This window comes from Komarekiella delphini-convector SJRDD-AB1, assembly GCF_014831675.1.
GTDB lineage: Bacteria > Cyanobacteriota > Cyanobacteriia > Cyanobacteriales > Nostocaceae > Komarekiella.
In genome coordinates this window covers 1-15,075 of the sequence record NZ_VJXY01000030.1, presented here as the reverse complement: position 1 = coordinate 15,075, position 15,075 = coordinate 1, and the positions used below count along the sequence as shown (strand labels likewise).

At 41.2% G+C, this 15,075-nt stretch carries 11 protein-coding genes and 2 pseudogenes; 9 read left to right on the top strand and 4 right to left on the bottom strand.

The window, feature by feature from the left end; translation table 11 throughout:
* Positions 1-76: 76 nt before the first annotated feature.
* A complete protein-coding gene (locus FNW02_RS23350) occupies positions 77-697 on the top strand; it encodes a tetratricopeptide repeat protein (protein ID WP_191759879.1) in 621 nt (206 codons plus the stop codon).
* Between the two features lie 116 nt (positions 698-813).
* Here the strand turns inward: FNW02_RS23350 and pstS are convergent, their stop codons facing one another.
* The 3 genes from pstS to uvrB all read right to left on the bottom strand — a co-directional run bounded on the left by pstS (position 814) and on the right by uvrB (position 4,654).
* Entirely contained in the window at positions 814-1,893 is a 1,080-nt protein-coding gene (gene pstS / locus FNW02_RS23345) for a phosphate ABC transporter substrate-binding protein PstS (RefSeq protein ID WP_191759878.1), read from the bottom strand.
* Between the two features lie 331 nt (positions 1,894-2,224).
* Positions 2,225-2,461, bottom strand: a complete 237-nt coding sequence (locus FNW02_RS38895) for a Uma2 family endonuclease (protein ID WP_225225856.1) — start codon at positions 2,459-2,461, stop codon at positions 2,225-2,227.
* A gap of 195 nt (positions 2,462-2,656) precedes the next feature.
* Positions 2,657-4,654, bottom strand: coding sequence for an excinuclease ABC subunit UvrB (gene uvrB / locus FNW02_RS23335; RefSeq protein WP_191759877.1), 1,998 nt, complete (start codon positions 4,652-4,654; stop codon positions 2,657-2,659).
* 251 nt (positions 4,655-4,905) lie between these two features.
* On the opposite strand from uvrB, the gene FNW02_RS23330 reads away from it, so the two are divergent.
* From FNW02_RS23330 to FNW02_RS23295, 8 genes and pseudogenes are all read left to right on the top strand, one after another.
* Positions 4,906-5,370, top strand: a complete 465-nt coding sequence (locus FNW02_RS23330) for a hypothetical protein (RefSeq protein WP_191759876.1) — start codon at positions 4,906-4,908, stop codon at positions 5,368-5,370.
* A 543-nt stretch (positions 5,371-5,913) separates the two neighbouring features.
* Entirely contained in the window at positions 5,914-6,096 is a 183-nt protein-coding gene (locus FNW02_RS23325) for a CsbD family protein (RefSeq protein WP_191759875.1), read from the top strand.
* A 203-nt stretch (positions 6,097-6,299) separates the two neighbouring features.
* A pseudogene (locus tag FNW02_RS38890) lies at positions 6,300-6,549 on the top strand (hypothetical protein); the annotation flags it as partial.
* A 335-nt stretch (positions 6,550-6,884) separates the two neighbouring features.
* Positions 6,885-10,514: a CHAT domain-containing protein gene (locus FNW02_RS23315; RefSeq protein WP_191759873.1), complete on the top strand. Its 3,630-nt coding sequence runs from the start codon at positions 6,885-6,887 to the stop codon at positions 10,512-10,514.
* A gap of 48 nt (positions 10,515-10,562) precedes the next feature.
* The gene (locus FNW02_RS23310; protein WP_225225855.1) at positions 10,563-10,829 is read left to right on the top strand and encodes a ribbon-helix-helix domain-containing protein; all 267 of its coding nucleotides are present in this window, start codon (positions 10,563-10,565) and stop codon (positions 10,827-10,829) included.
* Positions 10,826-11,242: a type II toxin-antitoxin system VapC family toxin gene (locus FNW02_RS23305; protein WP_191759872.1), complete on the top strand. Its 417-nt coding sequence runs from the start codon at positions 10,826-10,828 to the stop codon at positions 11,240-11,242. Before FNW02_RS23310 ends, FNW02_RS23305 begins: the two co-directional genes overlap by 4 nt.
* 218 nt (positions 11,243-11,460) lie before the next feature.
* Positions 11,461-13,701, top strand: a complete 2,241-nt coding sequence (locus FNW02_RS23300; protein ID WP_191759871.1) for a CHAT domain-containing protein — start codon at positions 11,461-11,463, stop codon at positions 13,699-13,701.
* 142 nt (positions 13,702-13,843) lie between these two features.
* Positions 13,844-14,779 carry a trypsin-like serine peptidase gene (locus tag FNW02_RS23295; RefSeq protein ID WP_191759870.1) on the top strand — a complete coding sequence of 312 codons (936 nt, stop codon included), beginning with the start codon at positions 13,844-13,846 and terminating at the stop codon, positions 14,777-14,779.
* A 181-nt stretch (positions 14,780-14,960) separates the two neighbouring features.
* Here the strand turns inward: FNW02_RS23295 and FNW02_RS38885 are convergent.
* Positions 14,961-15,075 (bottom strand): annotated as a pseudogene (locus tag FNW02_RS38885) (IS630 family transposase); the annotation flags it as partial.

Here is a 15,075-nt window from a genome sequence, read left to right as displayed (position 1 = left end):
TTGGCTCATAGGAATTGACTATTTCTATGCAAGGCTGGAAATATGCTAATGAAATGCATATTAGTTTGGCAAACTCATGTTTTTATCTAATTCTCTAGAAAATCAACTTAAACGCTGGAACGAAATCATTCACAATCAGCCGAAAAATCCCAATGCTTACATCCGCCGAGGCATGGTAAACTTCCAGCTTGCCAAGATTGAGGAATCTATTCAAGATTTTGATATGGCAGAACAACTAGATTCACGTCTTACACCCTATTTATGGCAACGTGGTTTATCGTACTATTATGCAGAAAGATTTGCCGAGGGCGCTCAACAGTTTGAGATCGATTTGACAGTGAACGCCCAAGACGTAGAAGAAACAGTTTGGCGATATCTCTGCGTAGCGCGTTTGACGAATGTAACAGAGGCGTGTAATTCTCTATTAACTGTGAAAAATGACCCTCGACGTGTTATGCAGCGTGTGTATGATTTATATGCAGGGTATTATACACCAGATGATGTTTTAATAGTTGGTCAATTAGAAGGCGATCGCGGTAATTTTTACAGTCATCTTTACTTGGGATTATATTACGAAGCCCAAAATAATCTTGATTTAGCTCAAGATTATATAGTTAAGGCTGCTGAGAACTATAAAATTGATGACTATATGTGGTACTTGGCGCAGGTACATCAAAAATTACGAGGGTGGATATAGTCTAGTGTTAATCTTCTAGAGATGCGTTCAAGCAGCAAATACCCTTTGCATCTACGCCAAGTCGATTTCTGGGCTATGGCGAAATATTCCTGTGATGAAATCCGCTGTAATACTAGTTATTCTGTAATTTTTTTGGCAACAGATTGTGCTTGAATAACAACTTCTTTAGACAGAGGAATATACCCAAGTTCCAAACTGGATTTCTGCCCCTCAATCAAAGCCCAGTTAACAAAGTTTTTTAGTGCTTGGGCTTTGATGGGGTTTTGATATTGGCGATAAGTTAAAAGCCAAGTATAAGTTGCGATGGGATAGGATTGAGCACCTATAGGATCAGTGATAAAAGCAATTAAATTATCGGCGGGTAATTTCACTGTCTCTAAAGTTCTAGCTGCCGATTCTGGTGTCGGGGTAATATAATTACCAGATTTGTTTTCTAAAGCAGCCACAGGTAGTTTATTTTGTATGGCGTAAGCGTACTCTACATAGCCAATAGCTCCTGGGATCTGTTGAACCAGAGCAGTAATACCTTCGTTCCCCTTAGCACCAACTCCCACAGACCATGCTACCGATTTCCCAACTCCAACTTTACTTTTCCATTCTGGACTTATAGCACTTAGATGTTGTGTTAACACGCTTGTGGTGCCACTACTATCAGTTCGATGTACCACCTGAATTGGTAAATCAGGTAGATTTACCCCCGGATTAGCTACAGCTATTTGCGGATGATTCCAATTAGTAATTTTTCCTAAAAAGATATCTGTGTAGGCTTGGCGCGAAAGCTTTAGATTATTTGGTAGATTGGCTTGAGACGATTGGCGTGCAGTTGTTGTGAGGTTGTAAGCCAGCACTATAGAACCAGCAGTTAAGGGCAAAGCAATCACTCCCCGTTTGACTTTAGCTGCTTGTTCATTTGTAATTCCCACATCACTAGCTGCAAAGTCTACAGTACCTTTAATGAGTTGTTGTACTCCGGCGCCGCTTCCTATCGCTTGATAATTAATTTCCACATTGGGATTTTGCTGGTTATAATCTGAAAGCCAACGTTCGTATAAAGGTGCGGGAAAACTTGCCCCAGCACCAACGAGGGAAACAGTCTTCACGTTTTTACTATCGGTAGTGCAAGAAGCAATATTCAACCCAAGAACGATTAGGGACAGAACGCCAGCTAGTCGCTTAGATTCAAATTGAGCAGACATATAAATCTTTAGTTCCAATTTTTAATCAATAGCTCTGATAATTCCCCAATTTGTAGTTATGGGAGTAGCATCATTAATTGTAAAACAAGAAAAATGCTCATTTACAGAATTGTTGAAATTTATTTTTAAACGCAAAGATAAATCTGAGCAGAAGCAAAGCGATTTTGTGAGGTTTTGGTTCAAATTAATGCATATCATCTCGCAGTCAATTTTGAAACTGATGCCTCACCAACAAATTTCAGGTTAACAATATTATTCTATGTAACAGCGTTCAAAAAAGCTGATAGAACTTGCGTCCAATAACATCTAAAATCCAGTAATCAACAATACCCTACTTAGCATAGGCGTAGACATGGAGTGGCTTGTCGTCAGACATCGCTTTGACTTCGCGATCATACTTGAGACTGGAATCAGCTATTTCAATAAATAAAAACACTTCCGAAGCATTGGGATGGTGATCATCATAATCTAATGGATTGAGCTTCATTACTGAAATATCTGGTTCTGGTTCCGAGTAATCGTCAGGTTGCACTGATGACTGGATTTTTAATAAAACCTTGTCACCCAAGGGTTGACATAATAACCTTTATGTGCGGGTAATTGCTGATTCGTGAGCAGTTCCTTTCGCTGACATTCTGATGATTTATCCCGCTATTAATTCTAAGCGTTCTTCGGGATGAAAAATTCCCGTTTCCGCCATTTGGTGATACTCTTGAACACTAATTAGGCAATTAGGCGAGTATTAGTCAGCATAAGATTCACGTTAACGTCCTAATAATTTATCTCGTAGATGCTTAATGCGATCGCGCAATTTTGCTGCCTCTTCAAATTCCAGTTTCTTCGCCGCCTCTTTCATCTGTGTTTCTAACAAAGTAATCAATTCTGGAATCTGTTCTAATGGCAGTTCATCTATATGTTCATCTACAACTTTCAAGTCAGTTGCATTTAACCGTCGAGATACGTCTAAGAACGATAAAATCGCATTACTCGATTTTTTCACAATTGGTTGTGGTGTAATTCCATGCAACCGATTATGTGCCATTTGAATACCACGCCGTCTGTCTGTTTCATCAATGGCTTTAATCATACTGTCTGTCAGGTTATCGGCATATAAAATTGCTTGTCCCCGGATGTGACGCGCGGCTCTACCAATAGTTTGAATTAAGGAACGCTCAGCTCGCAAAAAACCTTCTTTATCTGCATCCATAATTGCTACTAGCGAAACTTCGGGTAAATCCAAACCTTCCCGCAGCAAGTTTACGCCAACCAAAACATCAAAGTTCCCCTCGCGCAAGTTCTGCAAAATTTCAATTCGCTCAATAGAATTAATCTCTGAATGCAAGTATCGTACCCGAATGCTGTGGTCTTGCAGATACTCGGTCAAATCTTCCGCCATTCGCTTAGTTAATGTGGTGATTAACACTCGCTCATGGAGGTCAATTCTATCTTTAATTTCTCCTAATAAATCATCAATTTGTCCATCTGTTGGACGCACAGAAATTTCTGGATCAATTACGCCAGTTGGTCGAATTACTTGCTCAACTACATGACCTTCTGAAACTTCTAATTCCCAATTTCCTGGTGTGGCTGAAACAAAAATACATTGATTCACCTTTTGCCAGAATTCTTCTGCCTTCAAAGGACGATTATCAGCAGCGCTGGGAAGACGAAATCCATGCTCAATTAACACTTTTTTTCTGGCTTGGTCGCCGTTGTACATGCCACGAATTTGAGGCACGCTAACGTGAGATTCATCTATTACTAATAGCCAATCTTTGGGAAAATAATCAATTAAACATTCTGGTGGTTCTCCCGCTTGTCTTCCTGCTAAGTGGCGAGAATAGTTTTCTACGCCGTTGCAGTAACCCACCTCGCGTAACATTTCTAAGTCATAGCGTGTACGCTGATCTATGCGTTGCGCTTCTAGTAATTTTCCTGCTTCCTCAAAATCTAATTTTTGTTGTTTTAATTCGGCTGCAATGTCATGACAAGCTATTTCTAACCGTTCTTCTGGGGTGACAAAGTGACGTGCAGGGTAGATATTAACCGCCTCCATACTTTTGAGAATTTCACCTGTCACCGGGTCAATATAACGAATAGCGTCAATTTCATCGCCAAAAAATTCTACACGAATAATCCGGTCTTCGTATGCTGGGCCAATTTCTAAGACATCACCCCGGACGCGAAATTTTCCCCGACCCATTTCTATGTCGTTGCGGCTATACTGAACCGATGCCAAATCCCGCAAAATTTGGCGTTGATTAACTTCCATACCTATTTGAAGAGGGATGGCAGCTTTTAGGTATTCTGCTGGCATTCCCAAACCGTAGATGCAGCTAATAGAAGCAACGACAATGACATCACGGCGTTCAAAAAGCGATCGCGTCGCTGAGTGCCGTAACATATCAATTTCATCATTAATTGAAGCTGTTTTTTCTATATAAGTATCGCTAACTGGAATATACGCTTCTGGCTGATAGTAATCGTAATAGCTGACAAAATACTCGACTGCGTTGTTGGGAAAGAACTCTCGCAATTCGTTACAAAGTTGTGCAGCGAGGGTTTTATTATGAGCCAAAACTAAAGTTGGCCTACCAATTTTCTCAATAACTGCTGCTACTGAAAATGTCTTGCCAGTTCCCGTAGCTCCTAGTAAAGTTTGGTAACGATTACCAGATTGGATACTGGTAGTGAGTTGTGCGATCGCTTGTGGTTGATCACCTGTCGGACTAAAAGGAGCTTGAAGACCAAATTCTGTCATAGAGTTTTGCTGGAAATACCCTATCTTATGGTAACTATTCCATTTCTGCATTCGTTGCACCTGGATAGTTAAACTAAATAAATAGCAATAATATTTTACAAAAATTTACTATTTAAGTTTACTTATGTATAGATTTTAAAGATACTTATACCTGTATGAGGTTTTTTAAGGTTAAACTCTCATATATAGGAAAAATTTCATCTTTCCTTAATTATTGTAAATTCAGTTAACAAATTCAGAGGTGTTAGGTTATGGCTATTAGCAGCGCTGGCAAAGCAATCAGTTCTCAGCAAAAGCTTGCCAAGCTTAAGGGAGAAACAACAGAAGTTGAAAATCACCAGGGAAAGAGCTTGAATGCAGATCAAAGCGAGCTAGATAGTGAATTGCCAGTGCAGGCGGATCATGGAAAACTCGCGATAGCTGGGGTTCGTCCCATAGCCAGCAGCGACTTGGAGTTTGCTGAAACAGTTGCAATTGCTGGTTTACGTCCCATTAGCACCAGCAGTTTTGAAATAGTTGAGACATATCATGAAGCTGGCGATCGTCCAATTAGTGGCAATACATTTGAAGTCGTTGACACTATCAGCTCATCCGGCATTCGTCCAATTGGCTCAAGTTCAATAATAGTTTCTGAAAGCTATTCAGTGTTTGGCAATCGTCCAGTAGCACCAAATACTATTGACGAGTCTGAAAGTCTAATGGGTTTTCTTGATTAGACCAAAAAATCATCAGTATAATTTTATTGACCCGGTTTCTTGGAAGAACTGGGTTTTTTAGTTAAAACTCATCTAAGTTCTAACATCAGCTGCATAGAAGTATGAGAGATTATTTAGAAATAATACATTGAGTAAGGTACGTTATTAACTTTGCCATAACGTACCATTTTTATGATGCATTCTGCTCCACAACAACGCACCCAACAAAGCTAAGATTTGCTATATCTCAAAACACAGCTTGTAAAATAGGTGTCTCACCAGCGCTGATCTAAATGTTCTACTAGCTCTTATTTTCTCTATCTTTTAGCATAGGTAACTAAGCTATTACTAATTTCATTTACATAAAGTTAATAGCTAGAATGCTTACCACGATTGTATTTGATTCATTTAATACATTATATTTAAACTTTTGAACAATCTAATATATCTTGTGGCAGAAGGCTTTAGCCAAAAGTTTAAGCTACTTTGTAAGAGTAATGACAAAGTATTTCAAAGCTGATTTGCAACTTTGAAATTAACTTTCTAATAAATTAGGAGCGCAAAATGAGCACAGAAGATCGCGCAAAAGCTACCGCTAAGAATGTTGAAGGAAAAGCTCAAGAAGCATTGGGTAATATTACTGGTGATCCAGAAGATAAAGCTGAAGGTAAAGCAAAGCAAGCTGAGAGCGAAGTACGTCACGGCATTGAAGATGTCAAAGATAGCGTGAAAAGAAAGATTGACTAAGACTCATGCTTTTTTGCAGAAGACTTAGGGATATCAAGAAAGTATATTCTGTTTCTGCAATAATAAGTGATTGATAACAATAACTAAACCACTTTTATTTCATCTTAGATAGGTGATAAGAGTAATTGTTTAGTTTCCTAATATACTTTTGTAGAGATGTATCTAAATACGTCTCTACATTTTAATATCAACTCTCTAATAGTGCTTTTTTGAAACACTTGAAGCCAAGAGAACTTGACGATCGCCATCTAGAGTAACACTTGAAATCTGCACACAACCCCAACCGGATGAACGCTGATGATGTGAGTAGACTGGCATCCTTCGCTGATCACAACCATCGAGTTCCGCAAAGTACTGACTGAACAACCAGGCATGAGCAAGTTTTTCAGCAATCGTATATTGGCAGGAATTATAGGTATTGCGGCGACTAAGTGGTTAGGTAGTCGTAAGTAAGTCAAAAGTCCTGAGTTGAGTACTTATGTGTTTCCACTAGTTGCTCAGGAATTATAAATCCAAGACTCTTTTGTAAACTAAGATTTCTGAGGTGGGTAATACCCACCTTTTTTATTGCCATTTTGACGTTAATTGCAAAAAATACCAGTATTTTATGCAGTTAAAAACTGCTATATGTTACAAAAACAGCAACCAAAGCGAGTTTGGTCTAAAAAATTCTTAAGATAACAACAAAGTTTCCGCAATATCTCTGAGGTAAACTGAATAATTTCCTATCAGCAGTATTTTTGTCTACGTGATTACAACTGTCGATTATTATTTGCTAAGGCTTGAGCATGAATCAACTAAAGTCTACGTATATTTTAGGTTGCTTTTTACAAAATTTTACTCGTTGCAGTTTAACTTTATTGCTCAGTATGGTTTTGCTGGCTGATGCAGTGGGTGCAACACCGAGAAATATAAAGTTACAGATAGCACAACAATCAGAAGCAACGCCACAGGCTGCAAAACGAGCCTCGGCGCGGGGACAGCAACTTTTGCAGGAAGCACAGAAACTTTATGAACAAGGTACAGGTGAATCTCGGCGACAAGCGATCGCAAAATATGAAGAAGCACTCAAAATCTGGCGAGAAATAGGCGATCGCAATTCTGAAGCCACAACACTTTTAAGCATCGGCACTCTCTACTTTATCCAAAGCGACAATCAAAAGGCGCTGGAATATTATAATCAAGCACTAGTCATCAGACGTACACTCAAAGACCGTTTTGGGGAAGCTGTCATGCTCTCTTCTTTGGCTGGCGCTTACTCCAACTTGGGTGAAAAGCAAAAAGCACTCTCATCTTATAATCAAGCGCTGTCATTACTTCGCGCCGAGAAAAAACCTGATTTGGAAGCGCTGACGCTGAACCGCATTGCTGGAGTTTACTTTCAATTAGGTGATGCAAAGAAGGCACTAGACTCCTACAATCAAGCACTGGTGATTCAACGTGCTCAGAAGGATCTGGATGGACAAGCTGACACCCTTCAAACTATCGGTTTAATCTACGTACAGTTGGGCGAACCACAAAAAGCGCTGAATTCATTAAATCAAGCACTGGAGATCCAACTTACCAACAAGAATCTGGCTGGACAAGCCAATGTCTTTAACTACATCGGCACACTCTATTTATCCTTGGGCGAGAATCAGAAAGCACTTGATACCTTAAACCAAGCGCTGGAATTGCAACAGAAAGCGCAGGGAAATCTTTCTGGAACTGCTCTGGTATTTAACCTCACTCAACAAGCCTCTATTCTCTCAGTAATTGCTGGAGCCTATAATTCATTAGGCGAACCTCAGAAGGCTATCGACTACTTTAAGCAAGCACAATCACTGCTGAAAAAGGTAGGTAATCCCAATGCTGAAGCTGAGATTTTCAACCAAATCAGCTTTGTTTACGACCAAACAGGCGAAAAGCAGAAAGCGCTTGATTCATTAAATCAAGCACTTGTAATTCAGCGTGCTAGTAAAGATCGCGCTAGGGAAGCCTTTACCCTTGGCAACATCGCAGGTATTTACGCATCATTCGGCGATTATCAGCAAGCCCTCGACTTTTACAACCAATCACTGGATTTGAGCCGTCAGGTTGGCGATCGCGCAAGAGTTGCTGATACGCTCAAGGATATCGCTTTAGTCTATAGTTCATTGGGTGACTATCGCTTAAGTGTGGAAACTTACAGCCAAGCATTGGAGATATCTAAAAAGATAGGCGATCGCGGTAAGGAAGCTCAAATCCTAGACAATATTGGCAGCGTTTATCTAGCCAGGGAAGATTATCCCAAAGCACTAGATTATTACAACCAGGCGCGGAAGCTAGAGCGCGAACAGGGAAATGTTGTTCAAGAATTTGCCACACTTACAGGCATCATCAGAGTTTATGAGTCATTGAAAGATTATCCCAAGGCACTTGATGCTGCTAATCAAGCGCTTTCGTTGTCACGTCAACAAAAAGGCAGCTTTACCGAAGCTGCTGCTCTTGCCTTCTTGGGTAGAGTATATCAAGCATCAGGCGATTATCAAAAATCACTTTCATTCTCTAAAGAGGCAGTGTCAGGGTGGCAAAAGTTAGGAAATCGGTATGCAGAAGCTAACGTTTTGGACAATATTGGCAAAACTTACAATTCATTAAAGCAGCCTAAAGAGGCGATCGCAACTTACAATCAACAACTTGGACTGTGGCGAACCTTGGGCGATCGCACCGGAGAAGCTGACACGCTTTATAGTATTGCGATTACAGAACGCGATCAAGGCAATCTTAACGCTGCCCTTTCCCAAATAGAAGCAACAATTAAAATCGTTGAGGATACACGTAGCAAAGTCACCAGCCAAGAACTACGTACTTCTTACTTTGCCACCGTGCAGAAGTATTACGAGTTTTACATTGACCTGCTAATGCAACTGCACAAACAAAACCCATCAAAAGCATACGATGCTTTAGCACTGCAAGCTAGCGAACGTTCTCGCGCCAGAGGTTTAGTAGAACTGTTAACAGAAGCTAATGTAGATATCCTCAAAGGTGTTGACGCCAAATTATTAGAAGAAGAACGCCGTTTGCAATGGCGAATCGATGCCAAAGAGAAAAAACTTTCAGAGTTAGCTAATAAAGATAATACTCCCAAGCAAATAGAGAATCTGACGGGAGAAATCAAAAACCTCTTTAATCAACAGCAAGCACTGAAGACAAAAATTCGGACTCAAAACCCTGAATATGCTGATTTAAAGTATCCCCAACCCCTTACCTTACCTGAAATTCAGCAACAATTAGATAAAGACACCCTACTGTTACAGTATTCATTGGGTGAAAAACGTAGTTATGTTTGGGCTGTCACACCCAATTCTCTTAATACTTATCAACTCCCTGGACGTGAACAAATAGAAAAAGCAGCTAAGAATTTATATAACAAGTACTTAAAAAATCCTGGGATGCGGGGAGTATCCCCGAAACAAACCGCTCAAGCTGTTCACGAACTCAGTAAACTGATCCTCGCACCCGTTGCTGACAATTTAGGACAAAAACGCTTAGTAATTGTTGGCGATGATGCTTTGCAATACATTCCTTTTGCAGCATTAACTAGCGCAAAATCAGCAGATGGGTCAGCTTATCAACCATTAGTAGTCAACCATGAAATTATAAATCTACCTTCCGCCTCCACCATTGCCATTCTCCGCAAAGAAATTAAAGGGCGTTCCAAAGCACCAAAATCTCTCGCCATCCTCGCCGACCCGGTATTTAGTACTGATGATGAGCGTGTAGCCAAAACCCCCCAAAATGCCGCCAATAAACTCGAACTGCAACTACAAGAGTCTGCCCTCAAACGGTCTACTAGCAACATCAACCGTAGCAATCTTGTAAGACTCCAAGGTACTCGCACTGAAGCCCAAGAGATTCTCAAACTGGTGTCGCCGTCAGATAATCTGCAAGCTTTGGATTTTGATGCTAATTACAACTGGGCGACCAGCAAACAACTGAGTCAATATCAGATGATTCATTTTGCTACTCATGGTTTCCTAGATAGCAGCGACCCAGAATTATCAGGAATAGTACTATCCCTAGTAGACAAACAAGGCAAACCCCAAAGAGGCTTTCTGCGGCTTAACGAAATCTTCAATCTCGACTTTCCGGCGGAGTTAGTAGTACTGAGTGCTTGTGAAACTGGACTAGGTGAAGAAGTGCGGGGAGAAGGACTAGTTGGGTTGACAAGAGGATTAATGTATGCAGGTGCAGCCCGCCTAGTGGTGTCTCTATGGAGCGTGGATGATGAAGCGACATCGTTGCTGATGCAGCAATTTTACAGTCAAATGTTGCAGCAAGGTAAATCTCCCGCAGCTGCTCTGCGAGCCGCACAACTCGAACTCTGGAAACAGGAGCAGTGGCGCAACCCCTATTCCTGGGCAGGTTTTACCTTACTTGGCGAATGGCGGCAATAGACATCTAGGTTACATCTAGGTTATACTTGTATTACTTGCAATACAAGTATGACGAAAACAATGCTGACTGTTAGACTAGACGATGAAACAGAACGCCAGTTAGCCGATATCTTGGCTCAAGAGAAAACAGACAAGAGTGAGTTGATCCGACGCTTGATCGCTGAACGTTGGTTGAGCTTGCAAGCGGGTAAAACTTTGGTAGAGAGGCGGGGTGGACACCCTGAACACCTCCTACAAGATGCACCAACAGATTTATCTGAACGCCCGAACCGTAAGAAGGCGATCGCTGAATATCTTACCAAACGTCACCCATGACCTACTATCCGCTTATACTCGCGGATAGCGGGTTTTTATTGGCTTATTACAGCGCCAGAGATCGGTATCACCAACAGGTGCGTCGTTTCTTTGAAAACTGCACTTCTAGGCTGGTAACTACGCCTATTTGCATCGCAGAAGTGGTGTGGTTGCTCAACTTTGATTGGCGCACACAAAACGAGTTTCTTCTGGATGTTGCCAAACAATTATACGAGTGTGAGCAACTATTGCCTCAAGATTTTTCCCGTATTGCTGAGTTAAATGCCCAGTACAAAGACTTACCAGGTGATTTTGCAGATTTATCCCTAATCGTCATTTCGGAGCGCCTGGATATTGCAGCGATCGCTACTTTGGATAGTGATTTCGATATCTATCGACGTTATCGCAAGAAGCCTTTTGAGCGTATATTCTAGCCACGACTTCAATAGTATGAGCTGGGATAGAAAAGCATTAGTTGCTCCTACTTTATTGGTTACAAAAACCGCAACCAAGACAAACATTACTAAACGCACCCATAAAATCAGAATAAATTTTCAGTAATATCTCTGATGACAACTGAATAATTATCCTATGGAAGCAAGGTTACTTACTTGGATTCTCAATGTCACTAATGATGTGTTGAGATTTAAAAATGAATAGGTGTACAAAGTCTAGGCGAATTTTTTGGTACTTACTACCGAATTTTACCTGCTATGGTTTAACTATTTTGCTAAGTATAGTTTTGCTGTGTGATTTAGTAGGGGCATCACTGAGAAATACACCGTTGCAGATAGCACAAAAGTCAGGAACAACGCAACAGGATGCAAATCGCGCCGCTGCTGAAAGAGCCTACCTAGAGGGTTTGGAACTTTATAATCAAAGGACAGCAGAATCGCTGCGAGGGGCGATCGCTAAATATGAAAAAGCGCTTCTACTATGGCGAAAACTTGATAACGAATCTCAGCAAGCCCTTACCCTCAACAATCTTGGTTTAGTCTACGACTCATTGGAAGAAAAGCAGAAGGCACTGGAGTATTACAACCAAGCACTATCTCTATGGCGTGCAGTCAGCAATAAAGGAGAAGAAGCAAATACCCTTCATAACATAGCTTTTTTCGAACGTAACCAAGGCAATCTTAAACAAGCTCTTACCCAAGTTGAAACTGCTATCAAAATTGTTGAAGACTTACGCACCAAAATTGATAGCCAAGAGTTGCGTGCTTCTTACTTTGCATCAAAGCAAGACGTTTACAAATTCTACATTGACTTGCTAATGGAGTTGCATAAAAAAGACCCATCAAAAGGATACGATGCTTTGGCACTGCACATCAGTGAGCGATCGCGTGCCAGAGGTTTAATAGAACTGTTAACCCAAGCTAATGTAGATATTAAAAAAGGTATTGACCCAAAACTCTTGGCAGAAGAACGCCGTTTACAATTGCTAGTTGATGCAAAAGAAAAACAACTCTCAGAACTATCGAGTCAAAAACAACCACCAGACCAACTAATAGCAACTACCAAACAACAAATTGCAGACTTGCTCAATCAACAGCAAGAAATTAAGACAAAAATCCGTGCTACTAATTCTGAGTATGCCGCACTCAAGTATCCTCAACCGCTAACCTTGCCAGAAATTCAGCAACAACTTGATAAAGACACCCTACTGTTGCAGTATTCTTTAGGTGAAGACCGCAGCTATCTTTGGGCTGTTACTCCCGATTCTCTCGATACATATCAACTCCCTGGACGCGAACAAATAGAGAAAGCGGCAAAAGATTTATACAACAACTATTTAAAAAATCCAGGGATGAGCGAAGTATCCCCAGAACAAACAGCCAAAGCTGCTAACGAACTTAGTAAACTCATCCTTGCACCTGTTGTTAACAAATTGGGGCAAAAACGTTTAGTGATTGTTGGTGATGATGCTTTGCAATACATTCCTTTTGCGGCGTTAATTGTACCAAAGGAGATCCTCCCAACCTCCTTTAAAATAGGGAGCAATGTTTTCTCCTTTACCCCCTTGTTAAGCGGGTCGCCGCAGGCAGAGGAAGCTACAGGACACAATTATCAACCATTGGTAATTAACCATGAAATTATTAGTCTGCCTTCCGCTTCCACCATTGCCATTCTTCGCAAACAACTCCAAGGACGTTCCCAAGCACCGAAAACTCTCGCTATCCTTGCCGACCCAGTATTCAGTGTCGATGATAAACGCGTCACTGGCAAATCATCAAATCCCACCAATGACCCAAACCTGCAATTACAAGAGTCTGCACTTCAACGGTCAGTAAAGAACATCAACCGCAACCAAATTGGCAGACTCGAAGATACTCGCACAGAAGCACAGGAGATTCTCAAACTAGTACCGTCATCAAATAGCCTATCAGCTTTTGATTTTGACGCTAACTACAACTGGGCAACCAGCAAACAACTGAGTCAATACCAGATGCTGCATTTTGCCACCCACGGCTTTGCTGACAGCACCAATCCCGAATTATCGGGAATAGTTCTATCTCTGGTAGACAAACAAGGTAAATCTCAAAAAGGCTTTCTGCGGTTGAACGAAATCTTCAACCTCGACTTTCCCGCAGAGTTGGTAGTGCTGAGTGCCTGTGAAACTGGGCTGGGTCAGGAAATCAAGGGAGAAGGATTAGTAGGTTTGATAAGAGGATTAATGTATGCAGGTGCATCACGAGTTGTGGTGTCTTTATGGAGTGTGGATGATGAAGCGACATCGTTGCTGATGCAGCAATTTTACAGTCAAATGTTGCAGCAAGGTAAATCTCCCGCTGCTGCTCTGCGAGCCGCACAACTCGAACTCTGGAAACAGGAGCAGTGGCGCAACCCCTATTCCTGGGCAGGTTTTACCTTACTTGGCGAATGGCGGCAATAAGTAAAGCCACAACGTACAGTTCCTTAGTGTCATCTTACGCTCATAGGACTTACGCGAAATCGCTGAAACTCTTATTGCTTTGTGTCTTAGTGTCTTCGTGGTTAGTTTTGTCACAACAACCTTTGCAAGGAGTGATTCTTAAATGAAAACTGTCTTGAAATCCAAACAATTTATCTTCCCCTGTATAGCAACAATTGGTCTAGCAATGGGTATTTGGGCATCAGTATCAGCTCAAACACAATCTCAACCAGCACCACCAAGCTTTACCAGAGTCAAAAATCCTGCGGAATTTAAATTGCAAGGCAAAGGGGAACCTTCGGTACTGAATCAGTCGGAAGAACCCCCCGGAAACCGACGGGCAATTATTGGCTCAGATGACCGCATTCCCATGACTAGCAGAAAATATCCTTGGTCAGCGGTGGGTAAAATTGAGGGGGTAGGTGATGATGGTAATTACAGTTGCACAGGAACGTTAATTGCTGAAGACGTTGTTTTAACAAATGCTCACTGTGTAGTTAACCCTGATACTCGAAAGGTTAGTAAAGCGATCGCTTTTTTACCCAACTTAATTAACGGTGTCGTCCGAGATCAAGATGATGTAGCTTATGCAACTAGTGTTTATTACGGCACAGACTTTAAACAGGGAACTTTAGAAGATTATGTAGACGACTGGGCTGTTTTGAAGCTTGACAAGCCCATCGGCAAAAAATATGGTTACTTAGGCTGGAAATCTTTGCCATCTTCTACTCTAGTTGGAGATACACAAAGATTCGCTTTGGTCGGCTATTCTGGTGATTTTCCCAACCCTAAAAAGAAAGGATATGAAGGACTGACTGCGGGTGAAAGCATGACTGCTGGCGTTCACCTAGAATGCAGCATCCTTCGTCAAAAAGATAGTTTATTCTACCACAACTGTGATACTACTGGCGGTGCTTCAGGAGGAGCAATTATTACTTATATTGAAGGCAAGTATTATATTGTCGCCCTTCACTCCGGCTGGAACAAGGTTAATGGATTAGTTTTGAACCGTGCAGTGGAAATGTCTCGCTTGGATGAGTGGGTGCGACAAAATCAGTAAAAATGACTGATAGTTTATAGAGGTGCACAGCTAACGAGTGGTCTGCCAACCTAAAAAAAAATACTGGGTGAGGGCTGGGGAAAGGGTAAAAGTTAAACATAAAGGGATTAATAAAAATCCTTCCCCTTTTTCCCTTACCTTTTACCCCGCCAAGTCATATTGGCAAACTACTATAGCAATCCTAAGTCATTTCTGAGAAAACACCATACTCATGAAGCTTTGGGTAGTCAAAAAATTGACAATGAATTGAGATTTCAAATAACGCTTTGACTACAGTAAAAGAATGACAGAAAAAA

Bases quoted from the DNA above. Each gene is read 5' to 3' on its own strand.
- FNW02_RS23350 (WP_191759879.1), top strand. From the start codon at position 77: ATGTTTTTATCTAATTCTCTAGAAAATCAACTTAAACGCTGGAACGAA.
- pstS (WP_191759878.1), bottom strand. From the start codon at position 1,893: ATGTCTGCTCAATTTGAATCTAAGCGACTAGCTGGCGTTCTGTCCCTA.
- uvrB (WP_191759877.1), bottom strand. From the start codon at position 4,654: ATGACAGAATTTGGTCTTCAAGCTCCTTTTAGTCCGACAGGTGATCAA.
- FNW02_RS23330 (WP_191759876.1), top strand. From the start codon at position 4,906: ATGGCTATTAGCAGCGCTGGCAAAGCAATCAGTTCTCAGCAAAAGCTT.
- FNW02_RS23325 (WP_191759875.1), top strand. From the start codon at position 5,914: ATGAGCACAGAAGATCGCGCAAAAGCTACCGCTAAGAATGTTGAAGGA.
- FNW02_RS23315 (WP_191759873.1), top strand. From the start codon at position 6,885: ATGAATCAACTAAAGTCTACGTATATTTTAGGTTGCTTTTTACAAAAT.
- FNW02_RS23310 (WP_225225855.1), top strand. From the start codon at position 10,563: ATGACGAAAACAATGCTGACTGTTAGACTAGACGATGAAACAGAACGC.
- FNW02_RS23305 (WP_191759872.1), top strand. From the start codon at position 10,826: ATGACCTACTATCCGCTTATACTCGCGGATAGCGGGTTTTTATTGGCT.
- FNW02_RS23300 (WP_191759871.1), top strand. From the start codon at position 11,461: ATGAATAGGTGTACAAAGTCTAGGCGAATTTTTTGGTACTTACTACCG.
- FNW02_RS23295 (WP_191759870.1), top strand. From the start codon at position 13,844: ATGAAAACTGTCTTGAAATCCAAACAATTTATCTTCCCCTGTATAGCA.